The organism is Vibrio sp. 10N.286.45.E10 (genome assembly GCF_002874195.2).
In the GTDB taxonomy this organism is placed as follows: domain Bacteria; phylum Pseudomonadota; class Gammaproteobacteria; order Enterobacterales; family Vibrionaceae; genus Vibrio; species Vibrio crassostreae.
The window spans coordinates 724,539-750,945 of sequence record NZ_MCWD02000001.1 but is presented as its reverse complement, the minus strand read 5'-3'; the positions used below and the strand labels follow the sequence as shown (position 1 = coordinate 750,945).

Annotated in this window: 26 protein-coding genes and 5 pseudogenes; 9 read left to right on the top strand and 22 right to left on the bottom strand. The window is 44.7% G+C overall.

What is annotated here, in order from left to right; genetic code table 11:
* Window position 1: 1 nt before the first annotated feature.
* On the top strand, window positions 2–1,594 hold the full coding sequence (gene ahpF / locus BCU34_RS03310; RefSeq protein WP_102432866.1) for an alkyl hydroperoxide reductase subunit F: 1,593 nt from the start codon (window positions 2–4) through the stop codon (window positions 1,592–1,594).
* Between the two features lie 145 nt (window positions 1,595–1,739).
* Here ahpF and BCU34_RS03305 read toward each other — a convergent pair whose 3' ends face one another.
* Window positions 1,740–2,339, bottom strand: a complete 600-nt coding sequence (locus BCU34_RS03305) for a LysE family translocator (protein WP_102277316.1) — start codon at window positions 2,337–2,339, stop codon at window positions 1,740–1,742.
* 122 nt (window positions 2,340–2,461) lie between these two features.
* Here BCU34_RS03305 and BCU34_RS03300 point away from each other — a divergent pair, with 122 nt between their 5' ends.
* Window positions 2,462–2,947: an Lrp/AsnC family transcriptional regulator gene (locus BCU34_RS03300; RefSeq protein WP_019825927.1), complete on the top strand. Its 486-nt coding sequence runs from the start codon at window positions 2,462–2,464 to the stop codon at window positions 2,945–2,947.
* A gap of 113 nt (window positions 2,948–3,060) precedes the next feature.
* Here BCU34_RS03300 and BCU34_RS03295 read toward each other — a convergent pair whose 3' ends face one another.
* The 4 genes and pseudogenes from BCU34_RS03295 to BCU34_RS03280 form a co-directional block, all read right to left on the bottom strand.
* On the bottom strand, window positions 3,061–3,408 hold the full coding sequence (locus BCU34_RS03295) for a hypothetical protein (protein WP_375071354.1): 348 nt from the start codon (window positions 3,406–3,408) through the stop codon (window positions 3,061–3,063).
* 141 nt (window positions 3,409–3,549) lie between these two features.
* Window positions 3,550–3,831: pseudogene (locus BCU34_RS03290) on the bottom strand (sulfatase-like hydrolase/transferase); the annotation flags it as partial.
* Between the two features lie 61 nt (window positions 3,832–3,892).
* Window positions 3,893–4,448: pseudogene (locus tag BCU34_RS03285) on the bottom strand (sulfatase-like hydrolase/transferase).
* A gap of 9 nt (window positions 4,449–4,457) precedes the next feature.
* Window positions 4,458–4,733, bottom strand: a pseudogene (locus BCU34_RS03280) (DUF4345 domain-containing protein); the annotation flags it as partial.
* Here BCU34_RS03280 and BCU34_RS03275 point away from each other — a divergent pair.
* Window positions 4,727–5,245, top strand: a pseudogene (locus BCU34_RS03275) (hypothetical protein); the annotation flags it as partial. The pseudogenes BCU34_RS03280 and BCU34_RS03275 sit on opposite strands and share 7 nt — an antisense overlap.
* 95 nt (window positions 5,246–5,340) lie before the next feature.
* Here BCU34_RS03275 and BCU34_RS03270 read toward each other — a convergent pair.
* From BCU34_RS03270 to BCU34_RS03245, 6 genes are all read right to left on the bottom strand, one after another.
* Window positions 5,341–5,760 carry a globin gene (locus BCU34_RS03270; RefSeq protein ID WP_102478463.1) on the bottom strand — a complete coding sequence of 140 codons (420 nt, stop codon included), beginning with the start codon at window positions 5,758–5,760 and terminating at the stop codon, window positions 5,341–5,343.
* Window positions 5,761–5,896: 136 nt separating this feature from the next.
* Entirely contained in the window at window positions 5,897–6,277 is a 381-nt protein-coding gene (locus BCU34_RS03265; RefSeq protein ID WP_102432870.1) for a VOC family protein, read from the bottom strand.
* A gap of 148 nt (window positions 6,278–6,425) precedes the next feature.
* Window positions 6,426–6,866 carry a redox-sensitive transcriptional activator SoxR gene (gene soxR, locus BCU34_RS03260; protein WP_055320106.1) on the bottom strand — a complete coding sequence of 147 codons (441 nt, stop codon included), beginning with the start codon at window positions 6,864–6,866 and terminating at the stop codon, window positions 6,426–6,428.
* Window positions 6,867–7,053: 187 nt separating this feature from the next.
* Window positions 7,054–7,575: an NADPH-dependent FMN reductase gene (locus tag BCU34_RS03255; protein ID WP_055320105.1), complete on the bottom strand. Its 522-nt coding sequence runs from the start codon at window positions 7,573–7,575 to the stop codon at window positions 7,054–7,056.
* 242 nt (window positions 7,576–7,817) lie between these two features.
* Window positions 7,818–9,380, bottom strand: coding sequence for a glutamate synthase-related protein (locus BCU34_RS03250; RefSeq protein WP_102478462.1), 1,563 nt, complete (start codon window positions 9,378–9,380; stop codon window positions 7,818–7,820).
* Between the two features lie 226 nt (window positions 9,381–9,606).
* Window positions 9,607–10,164 (bottom strand): DUF1439 domain-containing protein, encoded by a 558-nt coding sequence (locus BCU34_RS03245; RefSeq protein ID WP_102530474.1) that lies wholly within the window; start codon window positions 10,162–10,164, stop codon window positions 9,607–9,609.
* Between the two features lie 287 nt (window positions 10,165–10,451).
* Between BCU34_RS03245 and BCU34_RS03240 the strand changes: the two genes are divergently transcribed.
* Entirely contained in the window at window positions 10,452–11,795 is a 1,344-nt protein-coding gene (locus BCU34_RS03240) for a sigma-54 interaction domain-containing protein (RefSeq protein ID WP_102478650.1), read from the top strand.
* A gap of 90 nt (window positions 11,796–11,885) precedes the next feature.
* On the opposite strand, the gene BCU34_RS03235 is transcribed toward BCU34_RS03240, so the two are convergent.
* Complete coding sequence (locus BCU34_RS03235) at window positions 11,886–13,676, bottom strand: hypothetical protein (RefSeq protein ID WP_102478649.1); 1,791 nt, start codon at window positions 13,674–13,676, stop codon at window positions 11,886–11,888.
* Between the two features lie 396 nt (window positions 13,677–14,072).
* Between BCU34_RS03235 and BCU34_RS03230 the strand changes: the two genes are divergently transcribed.
* The 4 genes from BCU34_RS03230 (at window position 14,073) to BCU34_RS03215 (ending at window position 17,292) form a co-directional block, all read left to right on the top strand.
* The gene (locus BCU34_RS03230; protein ID WP_102478648.1) at window positions 14,073–14,459 is read left to right on the top strand and encodes a thiol-disulfide oxidoreductase DCC family protein; all 387 of its coding nucleotides are present in this window, start codon (window positions 14,073–14,075) and stop codon (window positions 14,457–14,459) included.
* A 383-nt stretch (window positions 14,460–14,842) separates the two neighbouring features.
* Window positions 14,843–16,186: an ABC1 kinase family protein gene (locus tag BCU34_RS03225; protein WP_102478647.1), complete on the top strand. Its 1,344-nt coding sequence runs from the start codon at window positions 14,843–14,845 to the stop codon at window positions 16,184–16,186.
* A gap of 96 nt (window positions 16,187–16,282) precedes the next feature.
* On the top strand, window positions 16,283–16,828 hold the full coding sequence (locus BCU34_RS03220; RefSeq protein ID WP_048669003.1) for a glutathione peroxidase: 546 nt from the start codon (window positions 16,283–16,285) through the stop codon (window positions 16,826–16,828).
* The gene (locus BCU34_RS03215; protein WP_102478646.1) at window positions 16,825–17,292 is read left to right on the top strand and encodes a DUF3429 domain-containing protein; all 468 of its coding nucleotides are present in this window, start codon (window positions 16,825–16,827) and stop codon (window positions 17,290–17,292) included. Before BCU34_RS03220 ends, BCU34_RS03215 begins: the two co-directional genes overlap by 4 nt.
* Window positions 17,293–17,333: 41 nt before the next feature.
* On the opposite strand, the gene BCU34_RS03210 is transcribed toward BCU34_RS03215, so the two are convergent.
* The 5 genes and pseudogenes from BCU34_RS03210 to BCU34_RS03190 form a co-directional block, all read right to left on the bottom strand.
* Window positions 17,334–17,768, bottom strand: a complete 435-nt coding sequence (locus BCU34_RS03210; RefSeq protein WP_055320100.1) for a GNAT family N-acetyltransferase — start codon at window positions 17,766–17,768, stop codon at window positions 17,334–17,336.
* Between the two features lie 48 nt (window positions 17,769–17,816).
* The gene (locus BCU34_RS03205; RefSeq protein WP_017089636.1) at window positions 17,817–18,431 is read right to left on the bottom strand and encodes a LysE family translocator; all 615 of its coding nucleotides are present in this window, start codon (window positions 18,429–18,431) and stop codon (window positions 17,817–17,819) included.
* 109 nt (window positions 18,432–18,540) lie between these two features.
* The gene (locus BCU34_RS03200; protein ID WP_102478645.1) at window positions 18,541–18,894 is read right to left on the bottom strand and encodes a hypothetical protein; all 354 of its coding nucleotides are present in this window, start codon (window positions 18,892–18,894) and stop codon (window positions 18,541–18,543) included.
* A gap of 113 nt (window positions 18,895–19,007) precedes the next feature.
* A pseudogene (locus BCU34_RS03195) lies at window positions 19,008–20,442 on the bottom strand (lipopolysaccharide biosynthesis protein).
* A gap of 16 nt (window positions 20,443–20,458) precedes the next feature.
* A complete protein-coding gene (locus tag BCU34_RS03190; protein ID WP_102432879.1) occupies window positions 20,459–21,385 on the bottom strand; it encodes a glycosyltransferase family 2 protein in 927 nt (308 codons plus the stop codon).
* A 316-nt stretch (window positions 21,386–21,701) separates the two neighbouring features.
* Between BCU34_RS03190 and BCU34_RS03185 the strand changes: the two genes are divergently transcribed.
* Window positions 21,702–22,850 carry a glycosyltransferase family 4 protein gene (locus BCU34_RS03185; protein ID WP_102478644.1) on the top strand — a complete coding sequence of 383 codons (1,149 nt, stop codon included), beginning with the start codon at window positions 21,702–21,704 and terminating at the stop codon, window positions 22,848–22,850.
* 174 nt (window positions 22,851–23,024) lie between these two features.
* Here the strand turns inward: BCU34_RS03185 and BCU34_RS03180 are convergent, their stop codons facing one another.
* The 5 genes from BCU34_RS03180 to BCU34_RS03160 all read right to left on the bottom strand — a co-directional run bounded on the left by BCU34_RS03180 (window position 23,025) and on the right by BCU34_RS03160 (window position 26,233).
* The gene (locus BCU34_RS03180) at window positions 23,025–23,798 is read right to left on the bottom strand and encodes a viroplasmin family protein (RefSeq protein ID WP_048658205.1); all 774 of its coding nucleotides are present in this window, start codon (window positions 23,796–23,798) and stop codon (window positions 23,025–23,027) included.
* An 81-nt stretch (window positions 23,799–23,879) separates the two neighbouring features.
* A complete protein-coding gene (locus BCU34_RS03175) occupies window positions 23,880–24,185 on the bottom strand; it encodes an NIPSNAP family protein (protein WP_102478643.1) in 306 nt (101 codons plus the stop codon).
* Window positions 24,186–24,235: 50 nt separating this feature from the next.
* Window positions 24,236–24,565, bottom strand: a complete 330-nt coding sequence (locus BCU34_RS03170) for an AzlD domain-containing protein (protein WP_102432880.1) — start codon at window positions 24,563–24,565, stop codon at window positions 24,236–24,238.
* A gap of 2 nt (window positions 24,566–24,567) precedes the next feature.
* Window positions 24,568–25,296: an AzlC family ABC transporter permease gene (locus BCU34_RS03165; protein ID WP_048658202.1), complete on the bottom strand. Its 729-nt coding sequence runs from the start codon at window positions 25,294–25,296 to the stop codon at window positions 24,568–24,570.
* Between the two features lie 103 nt (window positions 25,297–25,399).
* A complete protein-coding gene (locus BCU34_RS03160) occupies window positions 25,400–26,233 on the bottom strand; it encodes an AraC family transcriptional regulator (RefSeq protein ID WP_055320095.1) in 834 nt (277 codons plus the stop codon).
* Between the last annotated feature and the right edge of the window lie 174 nt (window positions 26,234–26,407).

Here is a 26,407-nt window from a genome sequence, read left to right as displayed (position 1 = left end):
TATGTTAGATCAAGCAATGAAGCAGCAGCTAAAAGCATACCTAGAAAACCTAAAAACCAATGTTCAGTTAGTGCTGAGCCTTGATGACAGCGATACCGCAAACAAACTTCAAGACCTAGCGAATGATATCGCCTCTCTCACAGATAAAATTGAAGTGACTCGAGATGATAGCGCAAGCACTCGCCGCCCTATCATGCAGGTCGTGAACCAAGAGAAAGGCACCGCGATCGGTTTTGCCGGTTTGCCAATGGGTCACGAATTTACGTCACTGGTTCTAGCACTGCTTCACAGTGGTGATCACCCTATCAAGCTTGAAGCTGACGTAATCGAACAAATTAAAGAGCTCGACCAAGAGCTTAATGTAGAGATTTTTATCTCACTATCGTGCCAAAACTGTCCGGAAGTGGTTCAGGCATTCAACATGATGTCGGCGATTAACCCTCTGGTTAAGACAACAATGATTGATGGCGCAGCATTCCAAGACGAAGTGAAGTCTCGCGACATCATGGCAGTACCAAGTGTATTCGTTAATGGTGAGCTATTTGGTCAAGGTCGTATGTCACTGGCAGAGATCCTGAACAAGGTTGATTCAGGTGCAGCGGAAAAGAAAGCGGCTAATCTAAACCAACAAGCACCCTTTGATGTATTGGTTGTAGGCGGCGGCCCTGCAGGTTCTTCAGCAGCAATTTATGCGGCACGTAAAGGCATTCGCACAGGTGTGGTTGCTGACCGATTCGGTGGTCAAGTAATGGATACAATGGCGATTGAGAACTTTATCTCAGTGAAAGCGACAACGGGTCCTAAGCTAGTGGCTAGCCTGGAAGAGCACGTAAAAGAGTACGGTGTTGAAGTAATGACTGAGCAGCGCGCTGCCAACATCATTGCTGCAGAAGACACGGAAGATGGCTACATCCACGTTGAGCTAGAGAGCGGCGCAACACTGCGAGCTCGCACTGTCATCACAAGTACGGGTGCACGTTGGCGTGAAATGAACGTTCCAGGCGAGCAAGAGTACCGCAACAAAGGCGTTGCTTACTGCCCACACTGTGACGGCCCACTGTTCAAAGGTAAGAAAACAGCGGTTATCGGTGGCGGTAACTCAGGTATTGAAGCCGCTATTGACCTAGCAGGTATCGTGGAACACGTAACCGTACTTGAATTTGCAGACACGCTACGCGCTGACCAAGTACTTATCGACAAAGCGAACGCAACGCCAAACATCGAAATCATTAAGATGGCTCAAACGACACAAGTGTTGGGTGATGGCAACCGCGTAACCGGTCTGGAATACAAAGACCGCAACACCGATGAGCTGAAACAGATTGAACTCGCGGGTATCTTTGTTCAAATCGGCCTAATGCCAAACAGCGAATGGTTGAAGGGAACGAAGGTAGAACTATCACCACGCGGTGAGATTGAGATTAACGCTCATGGTGCAACATCAATGAAAGGTGTATTTGCAGCGGGTGACGTAACAACCGTACCTTACAAACAGATCATCATCGCGATGGGTGAAGGTGCCAAAGCAAGTTTAGGTGCATTTGACCACCTAATCCGTAACTCAGCTCCAGTTAAAGAGGCTGAAACCGCTTAATCTTAAAACTTAAAAGCTTCTAGGCATAAAAGCTTTTAACTCAAGTTCCTTAAATATTTGTTAACTTAATTCTTTACTGTTAACGACTTAGTCGACATTTAGACACCACTCCTATGGATTTAGGAGTGGTTTTTTTCTTTCTGAACTATGCCGGTTGATAAAGCATGAAAGCAACAACAAGCGCGAGACTTCCACCCAAGCAACGGTTCACAAACATCATCTGTTTTGGTGATTGAAGCAATTTTTTAAGCATGGTGCCGCAATACGCCCACACCAACATGCACGGTACACCCGTGATCACCATACCCGCGATAATGGTCACCACTTGAATCAGGTAGTCCGCGTTCGGGGTGATGAACTGTGAAAACACAGTTAATGAAGCAATCCAACCTTTAGGGTTTAACACCTGCACCAGCACGCCTGACATAAAGCCCGAGCGATTGTCGGTGGTGCTTTCTTCGATTTGCATATTCGCAATCGACCACGCCATGAACAGCAAATAGGCCGCACCCACGTATTTCAAAATGTTGTATAGCTCTGGGTAAAGGGTAAATAGGCTCACCAAACCGACACTGGAACCCGCCAGTACGATGATGATGCCAACAGCGTTTCCAGAGATAAAAGGTAAAGTCGCAGCAAACCCATAACGACTTGAAATCCCAAGTAATGCGATATTGCCTGCCCCAGGTGTAATTGCAATTGATGTTGAAAATAGCAAGAACGCCAGCATTAATTGAGAGCTCATTTCCTCTCACTCCTAATAAGTAAAGTATTTATAGGGAGAGAGTTTACAGATTCGACTAGGAATTAAATTGCTATATAGGCTAATATTAACCCAAATTTGAGCAAGACTTTTCCAAAATAGCCATGAAACAGAAAGAATCCACCAAAGAAGTGTTAGATGACACAGATATCGCCATCTTAGGACATATCCAACAAGACGGGCGCATGAGTAACAGTAAACTCGCCGAGAAGGTAAACCTCAGCGAAACCCCATGCTGGCGCCGTTGGAAACGCATGGAAGAGACGGGTTATATCGATGGTTACGCAGCGAAGCTAAACCGCAAAAAGCTGGGTTTTCATGTAGCAGGCTTTACTCTTGTGACCTTGGGTAACCACGAAGTTGAAAACACAGAACCGTTCGAAGAGTTTGTCGCCGTTACCGATTGGATTCCGATGTGTCACTGCATTGCTGGCGGTGCCGACTATATGGTGCAAGTGTTAGCAAAAGATTTGGAAGAGTACTTTGAGCGTATTAGCTCAATAAGACGAGTAAAAGGCGTGAGTGCGATTCAATCCAACATCTCAGTGAAAGAACTAAAAAACAGCTATCAGCTTCCTCTTGAGGACTAGTTCACTTCTCCTGACTGCCCTGTTCTTTCAGCAAAACAAAAGCCCAGCTCCCTAGATTTCTAAAACTTAGGGGCTGGGCTTTGTTTATTTAGGTTCTAGGAAATGAGCATACGTTAATTCCCCACACCACCGGTTTTCTCAGCCGGAGATTCTGGTGTGACTGGCGGCCACTCTTCGAAGGTTGCTAAGTGTTGCTGAATAGCGGCTTGAGCAGGGCCAAATGCCCACATTTTCTGTCCCATCCATTTCAAGTACATTCCAGACTCTTCAGCTGCTCGCTCGTAAGGATCACGACGCAGGTTGAACAATAGTGGTGCGTTAAGTTCTTCTTTCGGGCCACTCCAACCGTGATTCTGAACCACGAAGTGTGCCTTCCAATCTCCTACTCGAACGGCTTGTAGCTTATCTCGCTCGTAATAGTAAATCTCTTTACGGTTCGACTCGCCTTTTTCCGTCAACATATCGACTTGGTTGTAACCATCGAGATGCGCTTTAAAGCCATCGTGACCTTTCAGCATTTTCTCTTTCAGGTCTGTTGGACCACCCGCCGCTGCAATCAATGTTGGTAACCAATCCATATCATCAAAGATGCCATTACCGACACTGCCAGCTGGGATTTTGCCCGGCCAACTCACCAATGCAGGAGCACGAACACCACCTTCCCATGTTGTGCCTTTTTCGCCATGGAATGGTGTCATACCGCCATCTGGCCATGTCATGATTTCTGGGCCATTATCGGCCGTGAAAATGATGATGGTGTTATCTGCAATGCCGAGCTCTTCCATTTTGGCAAGCATCTCACCAACGTGATCATCGAGATCTTTCATGACCACTTCTTGCAGTCCCCACCCGTTCTGGCCAAGCATGGCTTCATACTCTTCAGAAAGGTGCGTCCAAACGTGACCACGTGATGGACAGTACCAAGTGAAGAACGGTTTATCCGCTTCAACTGCCCTTGCCGTCCGATTTCGCGTAAATCACGTTACGAGGTGCGAAGGCATCTAACGAGCCATCTTTTGGCCAATCAGGGTCCTCGGTGTATTCCATTGCATTCAGGTGATACAACCAGCCCCAATACTCATCAAAACCATGCATAGTTGGTAAAAATTCGTCTCGGTCACCTAAGTGGTTTTTACCAAATTGCCCCGTCACATAGCCCATGCTCTTGAGCATTTCTGGAAGCGTTGGGGTATCCGCACTCAAACCCACAGGCCCACCAGGTAAGCCAACGGAGTGCATGCCTGTTCGTACTGGTAACTGAACGACCCGCGGTACACGAAGGTTGAGCGTAGTAATCGGTGAGTAACATGCCCTTCTCGGCAATGCTGTCGATATTCGGTGTTTCACTGCTCATCACGCCATTGTGATAGGCACTTAAGTTTGAGGTCCCCACATCATCAGTGAAGATAACAAAGATATTTGGCTGCTCTTGAGCTGACCATGCTGATAGTGAAAAGCTACTCAACACACTCAGGATAAGAAGATGGAAAATCCTTTTCATAGAATGTCCTTATACTGTTTCAGATTGTTCGTTATGAATCATTTTTAAACCGACTAAGCCAAAGCCCAGTTCCAAGATCAGATAGACAAAAAGTAGCCAATGCGGCATGCCATCCACCACCAAACTGATGACTCGTCCGGCAGCTAAACCCAACATGAAAACCACCAAACTATAGAGCGCTGGCAGTCGATACTTTTTGAACAGTGCGCCAAACACCCAAAACAACGCCAGAGCCAAATAAAGCCCCATCACTGCACGAAAGATATGAGTCACATTGATGGGGCTATTACATTGACTACAGCTTCATGAAACTAAGCGGAAAAACAAACTCGGTATTAGGATCCAACGCAGAGTTATTAAGAGGCAACCTTGATATCCGACAAGGTGTTTTAGATGTGAAGGGTTTTAAGCGCTACCAATACGATTTTGGCACGATTGATTATCTGTTTGGGCTTCGTTGGTGGGATAACGACATTGATACCAAGCTTTACGGTTCAGGTGGTAGGTTAAGTGTCGACCGATCACTTGATGAAGATTGGGTTGACTACCAAGTAGGTGTGAGATGGATTACGCAGGTCAATAAGGATTGGAAGTTTCACGCAACCATGGATGCAGGGCTTGGCAGTGACACCAACTTTACCTCATCTCTGTTAACTGGCGTGCGATACCAAATAAACAGTTGGTCTGACTTAAATATTGCCTATAAATCGACCTGGGTTGATTACGAAAACAAGGGCACCTTTGAGTACGATGCCGCATCGCAAGGGTTCCTGATTGGTTGGGCTGCTCATTTTTAATGATGAGTTAAAAAATTGAGAATTGAGGTAAGCCTGATTGATGGCTTACCTCTCAAACGAAATCTACCTTTCAAGAAAAGCTGCTGGTGACTTAACTATTGATTCACAGAACCTGGCACAACACACTCTTTCTTCATGATAGTTAAGCCTGCTTCAAGAGTTTCGGTCCAAGCTTTTTCTACTTGCTCATTGTAGTGTGGGTCGTATTTTTTAACCGTATTGAGTAACGAATTAAACCATTCGTTGAGCTCAATTTCGGAAATATCCAGCCCTAAATCTTTATGCCTTTTACCCAATTTCTTTACTGAGTTACGCACGCTCGGCAGACCCGCAGAGTTATAGATAAGAATGATCGAGGCTTTAAGCATCTTGGTTTGTTGCTCTAATCCTATCTTTTCGAAACGTTCTGAAAACCTTGGATTATGCTCGCAAAAATCCGCCAAAAACGTTTCGAGAAATTCTTGGTCGATCCGGCAGCGCTCAAAGCTTTCATAAAACAGTTCGTTCGATGTCATTTAGCTGAACCTTTGCAAAATTTTGAGTATTCAGAAAGCTAACAAGTTCAGAGCCGCGACTTAGCCAACTCCGAACCATCAACATGATCTAAGTATACGCCACTGTGGCATAAAATAAACGGTGGCATAACGTAAACTATGGCATAAAGTGAGTTGCACAGATCTTGTTTCCATCAGGATCTCGCAAATAAGCCATGTACAAGCGACGCTCGTCAGAACCTCTCGCTCCGGGGCCGTTTTCAATACTGGTACCGCCATTTTCGACGCCAACCCGATGCCACTCATCTACAACTTCAGGAGAAGACGCCAGAAAACCCACCGTCATGCCGTTGCCGTGCGTTGCAGGCAGGCCATCAATCGGTTTCGTTAAGCCCAACACGCCCGTTTGACTAACGTAAACACAGCGCCCTTTGGGATCAACTGAGCCTTCGTTATAACCAAGTACTTTCATGATGGGGTCATAAAAACACTTCGCGCGTTCAATATCTTCGGTACCGAGAAAAACATGGCTGAACATAACTAACCTCTTCTTTTATTGAAAGAACCACCTAAACTAGACCCTTAATTCCGCTTTGTCTAGACGAGATACCCCTACCCCTGCCACCACTGCTCTATCAAGTGATAACACATATAGAATTGAGTTCGATGTTCAGACGAAATGGAGGCTAATCAACAATACGCTGAGCACCCTGCCCTTGGTCATGAAGAATATCTTCTGGGTTTAATAAATGGCACTTTTGCATACTCAAGCATCCGCAACCGATACAGCCAGTTAAGTTCTCTTGTAACGAACGAATCTGTGCCATCTTGCTATCAAGTTGCCCTTGCCATTTCTTCGCTACTCGCTCCCAATCACGCTTGGTTGCGGTATGGTTCATCGGCAGCGTCGATAACTCTTCCGTGATCTCTTCAAGAGTAAAGCCTATCGACTGCGCAACTTGAATAAGAGCAATTCGACGCAACATCGCTGACTGATAACGGCGTTGGTTTCCATTCGTTCGAATAGAGGCAATTAACCCTTTAGTCTCATAGAAACGCAGTGCAGAAGGAGCAACACCACTGCGCTCCGAGAGTTGACCAATCGTTAAATACACGATGTTTTTCATGCTCTATCACTTTCCCTGTTCATGTTATTTAGCTATTCAAGTCCACAGAGCAGTATAGCTAAAGTTAATCTTAAGTTTAAGTTGAGGTTCTTGAGTTAGCTTTGAGTTTTCATATAACAACAGCAGGGCTTAAAACGCAAAAACAGCCATCAAGGAAGGGTGTTTGAGTCTTATGACCAATATGCACCTAGATCTTTTTCATTATCATCTTAAGGTTATCGATCATCTCTACGTTAGTCATCTCTCCCGCTTCCATATCGAAGTTATCGTAGAAGCTTGGCACCGACATAGAGCCTTTCACATCAGCATCAAAGTAAGGTGCAGAATTTACCGCTGACGACAACACAGAACTTGCACCACCAGGGCCTGGTGATGTGGAGAGCATAACAACAGGTTTGCCTTGATAAACTTTCATGTCGATGCGTGATGTCCAATCAAACACATTCTTAAAGGCTGCGGTGTATGAACCGTTGTATTCAGCAAAAGAGATGACCACAGCATCAGCTTCACCAATCTTGCTAAAAAAGCGCTGCGCATGTTGATGAACGCCGGACTCTTTTTCTCTGTCTTCACTGTAAATTGGCATCTCGAAATCATTGAGGTCGAGCACCTCGACTTGCGCGCCTTCGACTAAACCTGCTGTGTAAGCTGCAAGTTGTTGGTTAATTGATGTTGTACTGTTAGTCGCGCCAATCGCTAATACTTTCATTGTTGGTTCCTAATTCATTTGTATCACCTTTCCACATTCATGGTTTCAGAGGCGATTGTCTGTGTATTTAGATTGGGAATGATAATAAAACCTCAAGTTAACTTGAGGTAAAGCGATATTTTTAAAAAATAGGAAATGCCCTAAAAACGCTTATAAATCAATGAATTGCAAAAGGATAACTTTGGGGTTGAGGAAATAAGCACACCCAAAAGAGCAGTAGGTGTGCCTTATCGAAGTGCTGTTTACTTAAGTTGGTTTAGTGGACTGACACCAGAATAGGCAACTCCCGATAGCTCTGCCATTTCGCGATTCCATGTTGCTAAATCGTGAGGGTTAAATTGATTCAAGTGATCATGCCCACACGCTCTCGCCATCACTTGCATTAATTCTGTCGACGCCTCAAAGAAGTTTTTAAGCTGATTCGATGCCTTCTCCACATTTAAACGCTGGCGTAAATCGGCTTTTTGAGTCGCAATACCCGCTGGGCAATTATTGGTGTTACACATTCTCGCCGCTACACAACCTATCGACTGCATGGCACTGTTCGAGATGGCGACACCATCAGCACCAAGCGCCATTGCTTTCACAAAGTCCATCGGTACGCGCAAACCGCCCGTGATGATCAATGTTACTCTGTCACTGACACCTTGCTTGTCTAGATAGGCTCTGGCACGAGCAAGCGCTGGAATAGTTGGCACACTGATATGGTCTCGGAACATTTCTGGCGCCGCCCCTGTACCGCCGCCACGCCCATCCAAGATGATGTAATCGGCACTGGCATCTAATGCGAACTGAATGTCTTCCTCGATATGGTTAGCACTTAGCTTAAAGCCTATTGGGATACCGCCTGTCACCTCTCTAACTCGGTCGGCGAACTTTTTGAAATCCTCGACCGTTTTAAGGTCGACAAAGGTGGGCGGAGAAATCGCTGCCGTACCCGCTTCAATGCCACGTACTTCTGCAATCTTACCTATGTTCTTCGCGCCCGGTAAGTGCCCGCCCGTTCCGGTTTTCGCCCCCTGCCCGCCTTTAAAGTGGAAGGCTTGAACGTTTTTAAGCTTGGATTCATCGTAACCAAACTGAGCACTGGCTAATTCATAAAAGTAGCGAGAGTTCGCAGCTTGCTCTTCGGGTAACATACCGCCTTCTCCAGAACAGATGCCTGTTCCTGCAAGTTCAGCACCTTTCGCCAAAGAGACTTTTGCTTCTTCAGATAGCGAGCCAAAACTCATATCAGACACAAACAAAGAGATGTCCAATTTAAGCGGCTTCTTCGCTTTGGGACCAATAATCAGTTCAGTACCAACTGGCACATTTTCTAGCAAAGGCTTGGTGGCCATTTGCGCGACCATCACTTGAATATCATCCCAGTGAGGTAATAGATATCTTGGGACGCCCATTGAGGTCATTGGCCCATGGTGACCTACTTTGGATAAGCCATCTCGTGCCAATTGATGAATGAACTCAACCGTGGGCTCTTCTTTAGTTGCAGAAGGTGCAGGTGAGAGATCGGGCGTTGCCGCTTGGATATGCACATCAGGGCCTTCTTGACCCACTTGCTCAGCCGTAAACTGTTTATGGGCACCATCACAAAAAGGAAGGTTGCTAGAATACTTACAGCGACACAGGTAGGCATCTCCGCTCTCTTCGGCAACAAAGCTTTTCGGTTTGAACCCCGAACCGGCATGGGAACCGTCACAAAACGGTTGGTTTTTCGATTTCCCACAGGTACAGAAGTAATACTCCTCCCCTTCGGTTAGCTCGACCTTAACGGGTTTGTTATCCGCTATCACTGGATTCTTCATAGTTCGTTCACCTTTTCTTTCTTATGATTTGATGACTGAAGCGATGACTTGCTCACAAGAGTAAAGTAAAGATGAGATACGCAGCGAATTCAATAAATGGGCCTGAGAAAACAAGCTTAATATACAGCCAAAAAACAGAAGCATTGACTGTTCAACACAAACAAAAATGGCCACCAAACTGGCAGCCATTGTGTTTTAAATCTTAGTCTAAGCTAAACGTGAAAGGTTAATCGAATAACTCGATGACCAGCTTGTTGTCTTTAATCACAAGATTAGGTTCCGAAGACTTAATCAATGACTCTTGAACCTTATTGCTGTCGAGTTTGTAAACTGGCGACTGAGATAAGGCAAAACCAATCATAGAAACGGCAGGCTTAAGTAGTTTGGCGATCTCAGGAGAAAGTTGTTTGTCTTTTTCTTCAAAGCGCTCTAAACGCAGTGATTTCAAATAAATCTCGCCACTCTCTTTGTCATATTCAGGAATCGCACTGAACTCGATATCAAGATCCAACCTCATGTTCGGCACGTTAAACACCTGAACTTGTGCATTAGTATTCGCCAGAACAGAAACGCGCTCGGCATCAGCTCGGCCAATTTTCACCGCTAAGTCATCGACAGCCACTTGCGCATACATAACGTTTTGCACACCGACTTCTTGCTCTAACATCACCGAATCTTGCAGGTAGCTCGTCATTTCTTGTTCAGTAACGCTATAGCTAACACAACCGCCTAGCACCAACGCAGAAGCTGCCAAAATGAACTTCTTTGCTACGTTAATTATCATCAATATCAGCCCTTTATCATTAGTGATTAGCGCGGAGTTTACTGTGTCATCATCAATAAACAAAACAGTAAAAACACGATATTCGTGAGTATCTTTATTAATAAGCATAAATATCAATAAGTAAAGCACCAGATTAGCTTTCCCGCTTGAGATAATTACACTTGTCAGCCAAACACCATCAGATTTGTGTACTCGAATTAATTGAGTTTTGCTTCTAAGCTTATGGGATATTTTAGGGGGCTTACTGTAGGTTTCATCATGGAGTCGAAACATGAAGAGTGAGCACAATGCCATCAAAAAGAGTATCACCTGAGCCTAAAACTCGTTCTGTGATTCTGCTATGTAACACCACATGCCTGCACCATAATCAGTGGGTAGATGAATTGCGCCTCCATAACTGGGAAGCTCAAATTGCAGAAACGACCGAACAAGCCATTCACTTACTCAACACCCGCAGCGACAGCTACTCATCAATTTTGATGTCTTGTCTAACATCATCCTCGATCGACAAGCAATGTGAACAAATATCAACGCTCAAGGTTCACTTTCCAAGTTTGAAAGCAATCGCTATCTGCAACCAACCACCAAGCCGCAACTTATCGCTCATTAAGCAAACCTATTGGGATTATTACCATCTACCTATTGATACAGAATGGCTTTGTCGAAATTTAGGGCATGCGTATGGCATGGTAGACACCAAGCAACACAAACCTAAGCCTGATTCGTGCCATGAATATCAATTGGTGGGGCAATCCAGCACCATCCAACAACTTAAAAAGAAGATAACTAAGATCGCTAACAACGATTTTCCAGTACTGATTCAAGGGGAAACAGGAACAGGAAAAAGCCTATGTGCGCGTTTAATACATGAGGCCTCAGCCCGTAGCCAGAAACCTTTCATCGCCGTAAATTGTGGCGCAATTCCACAATCCCTGATCCACTCAGAGTTATTTGGTTTTGAAAAAGGCTCATTCACGGGAGCAAACAAACGCTACGTCGGACACGTGGAAAGAGCGAATGGTGGCACACTATTTTTGGATGAGATCGGCGATCTTGAGCTGTCACTACAAACTTACCTGCTCCACTTTCTCGAAAATAGCTCGATAGAGCGACTCGGCAGTAATAACCAATTACCCGTAGATTGCCGTGTAATTTTCGCCACCAACGTCAATATCGAACAAGCCGTTGCTGCGGGTAAATTTCGTAAGGATCTCTTTCATCGGATCAATGTACTTCCATTGGACCTAGTACCACTCAATGATCACAAGGAAGACATTGAAGATTTGGTTCGATTTGAACTGAAGCACAATTACGCATCCAAAACCAAGCTGCCTAGTGACACACTTGAGCAAATGAAACAGTACCATTGGCCGGGCAATGTCAGAGAGTTATTCAACTGTATAAAAAGGGCGATTGTTCTTTCGAATTCAAACGCGCTCTCTACTCGTCATATGGGGATTCAATTGAAAGATGCGTCGCCCGACACTGAGAGTGACACTCGACTTTCCTCAAAAAATGTTCGTCGTGTGATTCAGCAACACCATTACAATATTTCCCAATCCGCTAAAGCGTTGTCTATTTCTCGGACAACCTTATATAAGCTAATTAAAAAACATCAAATAGTAATTTAAGTCGCCTAGTTAATTAATTACATAACAAATAAAGCAGCCTAACGAACTAGGCTGCTTTAGAAATTAAGTGAGTACAACTAATAAAAGTACTTATGGCTCAGGTACAGTAAATGGACAAACATCACAGGTTGCAATGTTCGATGTTTCCATAAATGCTTCTTGCAAGAACAACGAGTCAAACGTTGCTGTTACTTGATTAGATAGCATTCCGTCTACTCCAGTTGGTAACACATTTGGCGCATAGGTTTTGCTTACTTGTGTACAAACTTGACCAATCGCATCACCAAAGTTCGGTATCCACTCACCCTCACCCGTTTTACAAGCAAACAGTTCTGGGTCGGCACTTAATGCACTACACATATTACCAGCACCACATGTGGTCACATCCTCAAGATCATCACAAGGTAAAGCGAAGTCGAGGTAATAACTGCTGTTGACAACTTCGGTAGGTAAGTCAGAACGGCTCAAAGAATCATCCTTAGAATCCACCAGCGATTCAATGGCCAATGGAATATCACCGGTATTACATATTTCAACATCATAGGTTTTCTTAAGCACAACTTGACCGCTATCAACTTCTAAGGAGCTATTACATACCTTAGAAATCTCAACCATTGGACTCAAATCTATTGGCGGACAATTGTAAGCCACGGGAGCTTGAGCATTCACGATAAGCCCGTCAAGATCCACTGAACCATCGATCACGCCGACGGCACCATTATTTACAGACAGGTAATTACCCATGAATGAGAATGACTCACCGACGCTCCACACTTCATCACCGTTACCCACCACTGGAAGCGCACCTAAGATTGGTGACTCCGATAAAAAGGCCACTTCGTAATCACCATTAGTGCCTAACGAACCAGGGCCAGTATTGGTAACCGTCACGGTGTAGTCGATGTTGAACATGCCATCAACCGTAAAACTGGTTGTGTTACAAGTCGCCGCTATGCTGATACTACATAAACTAAATGAACCGACAACGAAGTCAGCCAAAGACGCATCAATCGAACGGGAAGCTCGTGATTCCACTAAGAAGCTACTAAAACAAGGGATATCCTCAATACCAAACTCATCATTCAATAGTGCAGATAAGTTCAGGCGTCCTTCAACAAAGCTCTCCGTCGGAATAGACGTAGTTTCACCCGTTTTAGCTAGATAATCCCAACCTTGTACATTGGGTAAAGCAATTGCCCCGATAGAATCATCATTTGAAATCGCACATATCTTCTCGACACCGACAGCGCCACTGCCACATCGTGCACCAACAAAATCATTCGATTTAGGATCTCCGTCAGTTTGGAAAATTCTCGTCATGTTGTCAGTCACATCACCATTATTCAAATCCCATTGGAATACTTCAATGTAGGGGTTACCACCGCTCGCTTGTGGGAATGAAATCAGCACAAGGATGTCCCCATTGACATGCTGCCCAACAAAGTCGCCCTTAGTTTGTCCATCTGGTAATCCTACTTGGTCTTGTAAGAACCAGAAACCAATGTACATATCACCATTGTTGGCATATCGGTCTGCACCAAAGTAAATCAGCAAATCGCCTTCGCTTTCAAAGGCAGCAGCATACGCATTAGTAAAGTCATCTTTTGGTTGTGGTGACGCAGTACGGAACGCCCAATCCGTAATGTCGGAATCATCTTTTGATCCCCCCTTCCAAAAAATTTGGTCGATACCGTTACGGTCTTTTTGGAAAAATTCTGCAATCCCAACCATGCTATTGGGATCATTTACATCGTCCCAATCAATACCACTATTATCACTGGTCGCATTACCATCAAGTTCCATCACATCAACAGTAGCCCACGCCAACTGGGGGCTACTAAACAACAAAAGCACACTAAGTAAATAATTTATAACCTTCATGTTCTCTCTCCATTTGTTCATACTTATGCTGTTAGGGTTTTCTGCCTTGCCCAAATTGGAGAAAATCCTTTAGCAATTCGTAGGTTCGATAGAGCACATTCCAAGCCAAGTTCAACTAATTGATTTGGTTGATGTTTATATATTGAAGGCACACCTTTATTGGACGCTTTGTTATCATTTGTCCATAAAGTCGAGATTTGACCAAATAATCAAGCACTTGAAAGGGTGAACAAAGTGTCTAAGTCAGACATATTTAGAGCTTTGATACGAGGAGAGTGATCTTTAAAAGGTACAATAGCGTAGCCACTTTAAGCTTATCGAATAACAAGCGTGTGAAGGGTGCCGATTTAGCGGGCAACTTAAGGTTCTTCTAGCTAAGCCACAGGCGAATAAACAATGACACAACTGACGATATTTTATGATGGGACTTGTCCATTGTGCGCAAAAGAGATGGCGGCACTTGCCAAGCATGATATCGAGAATAAGATTCAAACCATTGATATCTACAGTGAAGCCTTTTCAGACTACCCTCAGATTAATGCGGACGCAGCCAACACCATTTTGCATGCACTGGATGAGAACGGCAAACTGCTGTTAGGTTTAGACGTGACCTACCAAGCGTGGCGCTTAGTAGGAAAAGGTTGGCTATATGCTCCATTGCGTTGGGCTATATTTAAGCCAATCGCAGATTGGTGTTATTTACGATTTGCCAAGAACCGATATAAAGTCTCTTTCTGGCTAACTGGAAAATCACGCTGCAACGGAAACAGCTGCATTAAATAGGATTGAGTTAAGACATGCCGCTGGCGACTTTGTAGTAAACGATGCCAAACAGTGCAGCAAATACTAGTACGGTAAGAACGACTTTCAACCAAATAAACTTCATGCTTTGTCCTTTTCAATCGAGTTACTGATTCAGGCGACAAGTTATCACAACAAGACATAAGGTTGTGTAATGATTGATAGAACTTTGTAGTCATACCAATCACAGTAAGTAAGGGTTCAAAAATAGCGCAGGAAAAAAGCTTGAGAACAAGGCAGATTTTTCGATAAGTAGTTATTCTACAATCAAAAAATCTAACGAAGTTATCGAGTTTTTTAACAAGCTAGGGTGAACCGTTATCTACTACGATTGGTATCACACCTGATTCCCAGAGAGAGACTTTATGTCGGCAAAAGAGAGAAACCTTCCCACTCATAGACTTTCTAGATTCAGCAAGTTCGCCTCGCTGGCGACAAGAGTCGTAGGTAACGTGCTAACAGAAGGCACCAAGCAAATTGCACAAGGCAACAGGCCCAAGGCAAAAGACTTACTGTTAACGCCACAGAATATTGCTCGTCTAACCGATCAACTCGCCCACTTGCGCGGCGCTGCGATGAAGTTAGGACAAATGCTATCAATGGATGCGGGCGATGTTCTAGAGCCAGAATTAGCCGACATTCTTTCTCGCCTGCGCTCCGACGCTGACCCACTGCCAACAAAGCAGCTCAATCAAGTCTTAGAGAGCTCGCTTGGGCACCAGTGGAAAACCGAATTCCTTTCCTTCAACTTTAAACCGATTGCCAGTGCCTCTATCGGACAAGTTCACCAAGCCTATAGCGATGCCGGGGACAAACTCGCCGTCAAAGTCCAATACCCAGGCATTCGAAAAAGCATCGACAGTGATGTGGACAACGTCGGCACACTGCTCAACATTGTTGGCTTGATACCAAAGTCGGTCGACTACAAAGGCTTGTTAGAAGAGGCAAAAAAACAGCTCCATGATGAAGCGGACTACGCTCGAGAGGCTGGCTATGCAACTCGTTATCACAATGCATTAAAAGAGCACTCTCACTTCGTCGTACCTAAGATTCATCCGCAAGTCTCTTCAGAATCCGTGCTCGCCATGGACTTCATCGAAGGCGTCTCTATAGAACAGATAGAAAGCTACGACCAAGACACCCGTGACTTTGTGATGCACAGCTTGCTTGAGCTTCTATTCAGAGAGTTGTTCGACTTTAAGATGGTGCAAACCGATCCCAATTTCGCCAACTACCTTTACGTTGAAAACACCCGACAAATTGGCTTGTTAGATTTCGGAGCAACACGTGAATACAGTGACCGCTTCAGCGAAGGTTATCGCTTAGCCTTTTCGTCAGTGATTAATAACAATGAGCAAGGGCTCAACCAAGCGTTAGAGCAAATTGGATTCTTCAGCGAGACGATTCTTCCCGATCAACGTCAAGCTATTTTAAACCTCGTAAAGATGGCATGTGAGCCGATGTTGGTTGACGAAGACTACGACTTCAGAGCCAGTGGTTTGGCACAAAGGCTTCGTGAAGCAGGCACCATATTGAGCATGGAACAAGAGTATTGGCACACACCACCAGCCGATGCGCTGTTCCTGCACCGAAAAATTGGTGGCATGTATCTGTTAGCGGCTCGCCTTGGTGCGAAAGTGAATATAAGTCGTTTGGTCGCTCCATACCTTATGCCAGAGAGTAAAAGCACAATTAAAAACGATAGTTAAAACGCTAATGAAAGAGACAGTAAATAAGACACAAAGTGATCATTTCAACGTGCTCAAGAGTAATAACCATTACGCCAACTAAAATGAGTCACACCTATGGAACATTCACTGCTGCGCTCCACCGCCCTAATCGCGAGCCTCACGAGTTCATTCGCTTTTTCAGCTAGCTGCCCAGAGATACTCAACGGAAAGCAAAGACTGTTAAATTCAAACGAAGAGATTGAACTGTGTGAAGAGTTTCAAGGTAAGGCTTTATTGATCGTGAATACGGCAAGCCAATGTGGTTTCACTCCTCAGTTCGAACAACTAGAGCAGCTCCATCAAACCTATAAAGACCAAGGCTTCACGGTTGTTGGTTTCCCAAGTAATGATTTTCGCCAAGACAGAGGCAGCGAGGAGCAATCCGCTAAAATCTGCTACTTAGATTATGGCGTCACCTTTCCGATGATGGCGCGTGCATCAATCTCTGGGCCAGAAGCAAACCCAGTCTTTGCCGAAATCCAACAACAAGCGGGCGTAACGCCTAAATGGAATTTCTATAAGTTCTTGATCAGCAAAGAAGGTAAAGTGGTCGCAACCTTCCCGAGTTCTACATCGCCAACCAGTACTATCCTTAAAACCGCTATCGAGCAGCAGTTATGAAGTCAGATTACATGGGGACAACTCAAACACGTAACACCATGGCCAAACTCGGTTATATGGGGTTAATTCCGTTTTTATTCGGTCTCCTCCTTTCGCTCACCGACAGCCAATTTATGGGGATAAGCGGTGAAACGCTCTTCATAACCTACAGTGTGGCGATTTTGAGCTTTCTTTCAGGGATCTTGTGGGCAAACGGCATCGAGAACTTTGAAAGCCAATCAAGCAACAAAGCGCTGCTGCTAAGTAATGCGATAGTGCTCGTCGCATGGTTGGCAGTGTTGCTTGGAGAGCAAAAAGAGTTTCTCACTACCCTAATTCTCATCATTGGCTACATTGCGGTTTGGCGAGCGGAAAGGTCAATGAGAGAAGAGAACCAGAGCCAAGGCCCAGATGGCTACTTGGATATGAGAACTCGGCTCACCTCTAGCGTGGTATTGATGCACGGTATCGTGATGCTAACTTAAGCATGCGATGCCTATATCTAAACGGATACATGAAGCGGTAACTAGATGATGAGCTGCATGACCAGACGAGGCTCATCGTCTCCGAAATAATTACTCTCTTCTTTGATGGTCACAAAACCCATCGACAAATACAGCTCACAAGCCGAACTGTTACTTGGATCAACGGTAAGTAAAAGCTTGGAACCTTGTGGCAAGGTTTCTATCGCCAGTTGCATCAATGAACGGCCAATCCCCATACCTCGGTAAGCAGTATCAACAGCCAGTGACAAAACCCAATACTCTTGTTGTTTGTCGGTTGGTGTCATTAATATATAGCCCGCAACCTGCGAATCTTGTTTCGCCACCAGCAAGCCCTTCCCCCAGCAATCAAATGCCTGACGAAAGAAAAACAACGGATAGGCGTGATCGCCAAATAAAGCATGTTCAAGTTGGTAGATATCAGCCAGCTCCTGTTTTTCCGCACAGACAATATTCATAGACAGACCTTAAAAGATTAACGATAAACTAGACAAGCAAAATGAGAACTACTGTCGACTCACCAACAGATTAGCACCGGATAGAGCAAGAAAAACCGAGCACGCTTTGTTGAAACGCTTGGCCATTTGAGGTTTTGAAAACCAATTTCGTAGATATAAACCAAAGGCTGCATAGATGGAAATCGCGAGCATTTCTAATACAAGGAACGTGCTGCCTAAAACAAAGAATTGAGTATTTACGTTCGCTGAAACATCGACAAATTGAGGTAGGAATGCAGTGAAGATAAGTATCGCTTTGGGGTTGCCAGCAGCCAGTGCGAACTCTTGTTTAACAAGACCAAACCAGTTCTTATTTCGTTCAATATCCGCGACCGGACTGGCTTGTGAGCGCCAAAGATTGAACGCGATCCACAACAGATACATCGCGCCAAATAGCTTGATAAGGAAAAACAGAGTTTCAGAGGTATAAAGCACAACAGCTAAACCGGATGCAGCCAAAGCAATCATGCCAGAAAAAGCGAGGATTCTTCCTAAGCCAGCGACAAAGGCGGCCTGAAATCCGTAACAACGGGCGTTGTTCATTGATAACAAATTGTTTGGGCCCGGTGTCATGTTGAGCGCAAAGCAAGCCGGGATAAACAGTAGCAACTTCCATATTTCCATTGGTATTTCCTAGTCTCAATATGCCAAGGTTATCGTATCATTAAATGAGATATGACCTTTTATAGCAGCTATTAAAACCAGTACCAATCCTACTGTCGTATCCTTTCAACTAATTCTCAAAAAATTTCTCGTACTCTGGTGTCGCTAAGTTTTCTGCAATCCCCATTTCACCCACTATATAAATGGCACTCGCAAGAGTCTCTATGGTTTGGTTAAGCTCTCTATCGGGCACTTCACCAACAACAGGAACGGGCTGACGTACAGATGTTGAATTGCAGACTACGCTTTCACAAACGATGTTGTGTTGTTCCTGTTGAGAAACTTCTGGCGGCTTGAAATCCTGTGAATTGAAGTCGGGAGCAGTAATACCCTTACTTGAAAAATCAGAGGCGCTGTATGAGGCAGCTGAAAACAGAGACAAGAGCAGCATCCACTTATTCATAAATCTTTCCATGGTTAGCATTCACTGAATTTATAAATACTATCTAATTCGAGTCGTTATGAACAGTGTTTTATTGTTGAAGATAATTATGTAGCTAAGTGCCGATTACCCGCTGTACTTGGGATTACATGAATTCAACTCACATGCGAATGCTTACCTAACATAAACTTATCGAGTAGCGGCTGTGGTACAGGGATAATAGAGTATCGAATGAAGGCAACTAACGTCACTATCGCCACAAAACTGCCTAAAACAAAATCATGCACATCAACCAGCACCCAACCAAGAACCCTATCACTGACAATCGCAAATAGACCGATACTCACCGCGACTATCCATTTACGGTGATCATAAGGTAAATATTCCATCTTTTGGCTCACGATATAGAGCAGTGACAGCCTCACGATATAAGTACCACAAAGCACCACCACCACACCCCACACTCCATAAATCGGTGCCACAACAAAGTAGCCAATCGCAGCCAAGATCGCACAGCCACCTTGAATCCACATTTGTGATTGACTTGAATCGCCACTAAAGCAGCCTAAATTGAGGTAATCGCCTGCGCTTTTGATAACACCAATCACAAGCAAGGCCACGACGAGAGTACCAGCATAGTGATAGCTGCTAGGCAAAATTAATGAGATGAAACCAGGAACGGTTAGAATCATCAGGATCCCTAACACGATGGCAAGGTTAACGCCGACTAAGGCTCTATCTGCACAAATTTTACTACCGCCAAGCTGCTGAAGCATAGCTACTCGGTTCGGAAACCACCAAAGTGCATAAGGCTGCAACAGTAAGCCTAGAATCAACGCAAACTTACCGCTGACCGCATAAATCGCAAGCTCTTCAACGCCGACGAAACTCGCCATCACCCAACGGTCTAGCCCTGTAATCATGTAAATCGAAGCACCACCGACTAACGTGGGCAATCCAAATTTTAGGATCTTAGCGGAGTACTTGAGGCTGCCAATTGAGCCCATCTCCTGCCATTGATAACGCAGTAAACACAGCATCAGCAGCACACTCGAAACAGCGGAAGATATTAGTACACCATCGATGCCATAACCCGCTTCAAGCAGCACAAACGTCATTGCAGCTTGCACACTCGCCTTCAAGACATTGAGCATGCAAAAACGTTTTGCCATCGCATTCATTCGCATCAGTGTTAACGGGATAGAAATCGCACCATCGAGCATGGTCGGTATCAACAGAAGTAGGATTTGATAGGGTTGGAACTCGACGGGCAGCATCAATAACAGTAGCGGCATGCTAAGTGCAATTAAGCTCCCCCCTAACACACACTAAGACACTCAATGTGAAACAGTTAGAAACCAATTTCCTCTTTTCTTCCCCCTCAGCGACGCCAACATATCGATACATAGCCTCAACAATCCCAAAGCTAAATAGGATCGTCCCGATATCAGCCAACAAGACAATGGCTTCTAAAGAACCGTATTCAACCAACGTCATCTTATGGGTGATATAGGGGACCATCACGAGTGATATCCCTTTCATCATCACAATGCCAATGGCGTAATAGGCGGACTGTTTTAGTGACCCCATAGCAGACACCTATTCCTTACAATGCAGGCATTAGGAAACTCTTAAAGTCCCCAAGTAGATGTCGGAACGTTCGTTTTTGCGGAGCCAAAACCAACGAACGAATACTGTATGAGATGGCCAGTCGGTTTATTTGTAAGCCTCGATAATAGTCAGCGTAGCCTTCCAGTATTCTCGCCTTTGCTATTTTGAAACTTGAAGAGGGTAGATTCCATCGTTGACTATAATCTTGGTAATGTTGAAGAATGGTCTCTATCGACTGCAAATTTCTCAATTTAAGATTTTCAGTTTGGGTAACGGAACTCGCTCTCATCAAGTAACCAACCTGCACGGAGTTCAACGCACCAATCTGATGGTTTTCACTCATTCGAAGCCACAGCTCCCAATCTTCCCCATACTTAATATCAGCATTGAAACTGCCTGTTTGAGAAAACACATCCGCTCTCACCATGACCGTCGATGTCCCAATCACATTGTTTTCAATAATGAACTCTAGCGGGTTCTCGATATTGATGAACAACTCGTCTTGATCTTGAAACTGCGACCAATAACTAAAGCAATCGACTATCACTTGGTAGTCTTCCGTAAGGTGCTCGTAATTGGTAAAACTCATCGCAAGATCAGGATATCGTTGATGAAATTCAAACTGGCGTTCGACTTTTTCGGGAAACCAAAAGTCGTCAGCATCTAAAAACGCAATAAATTCACCCGTCGCCTTTTCGATACCAAGGTTTCTTGCTTGAGGAGCCCCGACACCCAAGGTTGATAACTTGACGATACGATCATCATGGATTGACGCCAGGTAAGTCGACGTACCATCATTACTATTATCATCGATAATGATTAATTCTATGTCTTGATGAGTCTGCTTAAGCACGCTACCAATTGCCTTAGGCAGGTAATCCAGACAATTGTAAGTAGGAATGATAACGCTTACTTTAGCCATAATGACGCCCTCAGATTTATACGTTATATGGCTAACGTTGCATGTTCTATGCCGAGAGCACCTTGCGATAAAATCACTTCTAGATCAGTCCCCTACGTACCCATTCCCAAAATGACGACAAAACACAACCGGTCAAAAAACCTACAACCTCAATTTGATTTTCAATTTGAGAAAACGGACTACTTCTGGGTGGGTAACCTTCAGGAAACCATTGAAATGCCCGCCAAAGCTACGATTTGATCTTGGTTCGTATCTTGCTTTGTTGGTTATTACCTTGGCTTGATAGCTTTAATCAGATGGATTTGAGGAGCAAAGAATGAAGAAAGTAGCATTTGTGGCGCCAACCTACCCTGTACTCAGTGAGACCTTCATTCAAACAGAAGTCGACTCTGTGAAAGCCTGTGGGCACGATGTTTGTGTAATGACGTTCAAAATTGAAAACAGCGAAAAACAGTTCGACTACCACATTGTCGAGATAGGTAAAGATGTTCGGATGAGTAAAGTCACCCACATTAATTGGATAGGGTTAATCAAGGCTGTCTCATTTATTTCTAAGCAAACCAGCATGCCCAAGAAGTCACTGTTCGCTTATGGCTTTAAATTAGCGCTGCAACTCGCGGAAAACGACGTCGAACACGTTCATGCACATTTCTGTCAGCACACTGCAGCTCACGCCATCGTCGCGGCAAAACTGCTGAATATTACCTGTTCGTTCGTTGCTCACGGCCATGATGTTTACGAGTTTGCTTATGATATTGAACACAAGATTTCATCGAGTGATTTTGTGGTTGCAGTATGTAAAGACATGCTCGCTGACTTCAACACCATGGCGAAAGGAAACATTAAGCTCCTGCACTGCGGAGTTAATACCAAACAATTCCAACTCAACCCAAAAACCGAAACCAAGCAACTTCGCTTTGTTTTTCTTGGCCGATTAGTGGAGCAGAAAGGCATCCACCATCTTATTGATGCACTAGCGCCGATTGCCGAACCTCTCGACATTCATCTCGATATCATCGGTACTGGCGATTTAGAGCAACAATTAAAATTGCAGGTCAAAGAGCAAGGGCTCACTCGAAACGTGACCTTTCTTGGTGCCAAATCTCACGAATGGGTGAAAGAGAAACTGTCGAACTATGAGAGCCTAATCGCGCCCTTCTGCTTTTCCGAAACAGGATGTGTGGATACCGGGCCACTGGTTTTAAAAGAAGCGATGGCCGTTGGTACGCCTGTCATCACAACCAACATCATGGGATGCAAAGAGATCGTCTCACCTGAAACAGGTTTTGTGGTTAGCGAAAAGAACGTTGAGGAATTAAGAGAAGCGATTGAGCGTTTTGCGCAGTTGAGCAGTAATGATAAAGCGTCAATGGGATTGGAGGCACGTCAGAGAGTGAAAGACAGTTTTAATTCGATAAAACAAGCTCAGCAATTATCTCGCTGGATAGAGAACCCAGCTCAATAAGGATTAACTCAGGCAGCTAAGCATCACAAGAACAAAGCACCATAAGAAAACTGAGCACCACAAGATCAAAAGAGCGCTACATCAATTTGAAATGTAACGCTCAACTTAGCACTGCCCAATGATGGCGACTTATGCTTTCAGTGACTTTCATTAGCTTTTCATTAAGAAGCCTAGCTAGCCAGCTCGCAATGCCAAAATAGACTCAATATCTTCGATGTCACGATATTGAGCGAGTTGTTGCTCTTTCGATGAAATCGCCACAATAGACATTCTATCGGCCAATTCGTTGCCTTCAATCCCAACGTGTCCGTTCACATGGTAGATGGTGATTTTTGAAGCAAGTTCTTGGTAGAGAGCATACGCAGGCTTAATAATATCGAGGTTTTTGATCTCGCCTCCCGACTTGGTCCAGCCCTTTTTCTCCCAACCTGTTGCCCACTTAGTAATGCAGTCTATCGAGTATTTCGAGTCACAATAAATCGCCACAGAGAGGCCTGCGTTTAACTTATCTTTCGCAAGCAAAAACGCCTGTTTAAGGCCATGTAACTCAGCGGTATTATTGGTACCAACAGGTTGATACAAGCCATACCATAATTCGGTTAATTGGTTGTTTTGATAGACCGCTAAACCCGTCCCCGCTTCACCAGGGTTTGGCTCACAAGCACCATCAGTAAAGATCTTGATATCAAAAGGCATATCAGTGATTTGCTGCTCTGAAAGAGGCGGAACCTTTGCTTTCGTCGCCTTCCCCGCAGAGCTTGGCTTTGTCGCTGTAGAGCCTGACACAGACGACGTTTTACCACCGAAAGCAGACTCAGCCTCGCCTAATGTTGGAAACGATTTATATCTCGCACCAGCGAAGCCATCGACTTGCGATTTACACTCGTTCCAAGTAGTAAAAATACCCGGTGTGCGACCTTTCCAAACCACATAATATTTCTTAGCCAAACTAACTCCTTACCAAAACCTAAACACACAAACAGTGAATCAGTACATTAGATGCCACCACGCTATACGTTGCAAGGTCTATCACTCTAAAACAGGTCTAAAAAAGCTTCGTTCATAACTCACGATACAATCAACTTCGCCCGCAAATTCAAACGCTTTAATACACTCAGCATCGCTCAGCGATTTAATCCGATATTCTTCATAGGCAACCAAACTTTCAAAGGTAAACAGCGCCAAGGCAATATTGTTCGCCCCTTCCGACGGTAAGAAATAACCATTGTGTTGGCCCCCGAATTTAGCGACCAGAGGAATCCACATTTTTGCGTATGTCTCGAACTCATTTACCTTTTTAGGATCAATCACATATCGAACATAACAAGTAATCATATTTATACGGCCCTTAAATTATGGGAGAAACATAAAGTTGAAGTTGAAGCTCACGAGAAAAGGTAATCAACCGCGACAAGGTTATAAAACAAAAACACCCCCATACTGACGCCAATCGTAAGTAACACATTGCCTGTTTTCCAAATCAGCAAGCCAGTCACCACCGCGCCTATCAAGTAAGGGTTTTCAAGGCTTGGCCAAAATGTTTGTTCAGGAGCAAATACAATTGGCCCCCAAATCGCAGTCAGCACCGCTGGGCTTGAATAGCGCAATAGGCGCCTTGCGGTTTGATTGAGTCGAAGCGGGATTGCAGGTTCAAGAAACAGATACCGACTAAAGAAAACAATCGCAGTCATGAAGAATATCGTTAACCAAATCATCTCTATTTCCCCTCCACGATTGTCTTGTCACCGTTGGTTCGCTCTTGGAATGATTCGCTGAAAAAGCCGGCTAACATACCAGCGATCGCTGCAATCATTAGCCCACCATCAATATTGTTAACCGACATGGCAACCGAAGTGACCAGTGAAACCACCACACACACGACAACAGGCAATGTTCTGATTAGTGGAAAAACCAACGCGATAAACGTCGCGGCTACCGCGAAGTCGAGACCGATTTCATTGAGTGACGGGATTTGGCTTCCCGCGACAATGCCAACAAAGCTCGCGATATTCCAAACAAGGTAAAAACCTCCACCTACACCCGCGGCATACCAACGATTAAACTCTTGCTGAGACTGCCCACTACAAATCGCGAACAGCTCGTCGGTGAGCCAAAATCCGAGTAATAGACGCCAACGCGCAGGAAGATGACTGATTTTGTCTCGCATCGATACGCTATACAGAAAGTGCCTTGAAGTGATGAACAGTGTGGTCAACAACATGGTCCCTAAACCAATACCCGCTTTGAACATACCCGCTGCGACAAGTTGCGCTGAGCCAGCAAATAAAATAGCCGACATCGCTTGAGCTTGAAGCTGATTCAACCCAGCATCTATCGCATATGAGCCCGCTAGAATTCCCCAAGGGATAACCGCAATGCTCAAGGGCATTCCCGCTAAAACGCCCTTCCATAACTGTGTTCGTCTATCCATTGTTTCATTATCCATATAATTCTTTTCTCTCCCACATTAGCTATTCAATGTAAGAAGAGTTGAGTCGGTTCGATTGTACAAACTTGCTCGATTTCACAAACGAATTAAGGTGTCCGATTTAGAGCATTTTGATGTATTGCCCCGGCGTGTAGCCATTGGCCTTTTTGAAGTGTCGATGAAAATGGCTTTGGTCGTGAAAACCACACTCTTGCGCGGTATCTGAAATGGTATGCCCTTGTTTCAATAACTTACGGGAAAGCCTTAATCGAGATTGGATCTGATACGCATGCGGCGGAAGGCCAAACTCTTTCTGAAAAGAGCGTACCAAATGAAACGGGCTTAAAGCCGCCAGTTTAGAGAGTTCTTCTAGAGACACATCGGCTTGTGGAAAGTCATCTAAGAACTCTTTCACTAAGACAAGTTGCCGCTGAGTTTTCCCATCGAGTTGAGGGTTAAGCGGCGATTTTCCATGTCGGCTAATCAGCTTAACCAACATCCCATACATCAAGGTCTCTCTTAACAGGCGATTGTCGGATTCATCAATCGTGTTGAAGACCAACCTCAATTGATTGGCGAGCTCTGGGTCTTCAACAACGGCTCTTGGGAAATAAGGCGCGCCGTAATTGGGTAGGTTAAGCTCTTGAGTGATCTTAGCAAGTTGCTCTGGGAGTGGATACATGGCTCGATACGCCCAACCGCCTTCAGTGGCAGAGTGACCGCTATGAACTTCGTCGGCATTGACCAAAATAATCGCATCTTGTGGCGCAATATGATGTCCGCCCGTTCGATAGAAACGCTGAGCGCCCTGCTCGATGACTCCCAGCGTGTAGCCCTCGTGGCTATGGCGTGAGAAGTTCTGCTTTTCATATTCAGCATTAAGAATTTCAAGGCCGCCGAGCTCTTCCGTTATCTTATATTCGGCCTTTTCTTTAGAGCGTTTCTTGTTCTCCATAACAATTCCCAAGCCTGTTGATTATCGAGCGACTTATCAGTCTACTCTATAGTCTCTTTCAGCTTTTGTACAAAATTGCGCATTTGGCGATTAATGCGCTTTTTGACCGAGGAATTAAACAACTCAATAACGCGCTCTAATTGCGAGCAAAGTCATGCTGTTTAGGTACTTGGC

What these genes read in the sequence shown, in the direction of transcription:
- BCU34_RS03245 (WP_102530474.1), bottom strand. Translation starts at nt 10,164, where the DNA reads ATGATAATTAACGTAGCAAAGAAGTTCATTTTGGCAGCTTCTGCGTTG.
- BCU34_RS03300 (WP_019825927.1), top strand. Translation starts at nt 2,462, where the DNA reads ATGAAACAGAAAGAATCCACCAAAGAAGTGTTAGATGACACAGATATC.
- BCU34_RS03250 (WP_102478462.1), bottom strand. Translation starts at nt 9,380, where the DNA reads ATGAAGAATCCAGTGATAGCGGATAACAAACCCGTTAAGGTCGAGCTA.
- BCU34_RS03165 (WP_048658202.1), bottom strand. Translation starts at nt 25,296, where the DNA reads ATGGATAATGAAACAATGGATAGACGAACACAGTTATGGAAGGGCGTT.
- BCU34_RS03235 (WP_102478649.1), bottom strand. Translation starts at nt 13,676, where the DNA reads ATGAAGGTTATAAATTATTTACTTAGTGTGCTTTTGTTGTTTAGTAGC.
- BCU34_RS03215 (WP_102478646.1), top strand. Translation starts at nt 16,825, where the DNA reads ATGAAGTCAGATTACATGGGGACAACTCAAACACGTAACACCATGGCC.
- BCU34_RS03170 (WP_102432880.1), bottom strand. Translation starts at nt 24,565, where the DNA reads ATGATTTGGTTAACGATATTCTTCATGACTGCGATTGTTTTCTTTAGT.
- BCU34_RS03185 (WP_102478644.1), top strand. Translation starts at nt 21,702, where the DNA reads ATGAAGAAAGTAGCATTTGTGGCGCCAACCTACCCTGTACTCAGTGAG.
- BCU34_RS03210 (WP_055320100.1), bottom strand. Translation starts at nt 17,768, where the DNA reads ATGAATATTGTCTGTGCGGAAAAACAGGAGCTGGCTGATATCTACCAA.
- BCU34_RS03205 (WP_017089636.1), bottom strand. Translation starts at nt 18,431, where the DNA reads ATGGAAATATGGAAGTTGCTACTGTTTATCCCGGCTTGCTTTGCGCTC.
- BCU34_RS03305 (WP_102277316.1), bottom strand. Translation starts at nt 2,339, where the DNA reads ATGAGCTCTCAATTAATGCTGGCGTTCTTGCTATTTTCAACATCAATT.
- BCU34_RS03225 (WP_102478647.1), top strand. Translation starts at nt 14,843, where the DNA reads ATGTCGGCAAAAGAGAGAAACCTTCCCACTCATAGACTTTCTAGATTC.
- BCU34_RS03190 (WP_102432879.1), bottom strand. Translation starts at nt 21,385, where the DNA reads ATGGCTAAAGTAAGCGTTATCATTCCTACTTACAATTGTCTGGATTAC.
- BCU34_RS03295 (WP_375071354.1), bottom strand. Translation starts at nt 3,408, where the DNA reads ATGTTGACGGAAAAAGGCGAGTCGAACCGTAAAGAGATTTACTATTAC.
- BCU34_RS03160 (WP_055320095.1), bottom strand. Translation starts at nt 26,233, where the DNA reads ATGGAGAACAAGAAACGCTCTAAAGAAAAGGCCGAATATAAGATAACG.
- BCU34_RS03255 (WP_055320105.1), bottom strand. Translation starts at nt 7,575, where the DNA reads ATGAAAGTATTAGCGATTGGCGCGACTAACAGTACAACATCAATTAAC.
- BCU34_RS03200 (WP_102478645.1), bottom strand. Translation starts at nt 18,894, where the DNA reads ATGCTAACCATGGAAAGATTTATGAATAAGTGGATGCTGCTCTTGTCT.
- BCU34_RS03220 (WP_048669003.1), top strand. Translation starts at nt 16,283, where the DNA reads ATGGAACATTCACTGCTGCGCTCCACCGCCCTAATCGCGAGCCTCACG.
- BCU34_RS03230 (WP_102478648.1), top strand. Translation starts at nt 14,073, where the DNA reads ATGACACAACTGACGATATTTTATGATGGGACTTGTCCATTGTGCGCA.
- BCU34_RS03265 (WP_102432870.1), bottom strand. Translation starts at nt 6,277, where the DNA reads ATGTTCAGCCATGTTTTTCTCGGTACCGAAGATATTGAACGCGCGAAG.
- BCU34_RS03240 (WP_102478650.1), top strand. Translation starts at nt 10,452, where the DNA reads ATGCCATCAAAAAGAGTATCACCTGAGCCTAAAACTCGTTCTGTGATT.
- BCU34_RS03175 (WP_102478643.1), bottom strand. Translation starts at nt 24,185, where the DNA reads ATGATTACTTGTTATGTTCGATATGTGATTGATCCTAAAAAGGTAAAT.
- BCU34_RS03270 (WP_102478463.1), bottom strand. Translation starts at nt 5,760, where the DNA reads ATGACATCGAACGAACTGTTTTATGAAAGCTTTGAGCGCTGCCGGATC.
- soxR (WP_055320106.1), bottom strand. Translation starts at nt 6,866, where the DNA reads ATGAAAAACATCGTGTATTTAACGATTGGTCAACTCTCGGAGCGCAGT.
- ahpF (WP_102432866.1), top strand. Translation starts at nt 2, where the DNA reads ATGTTAGATCAAGCAATGAAGCAGCAGCTAAAAGCATACCTAGAAAAC.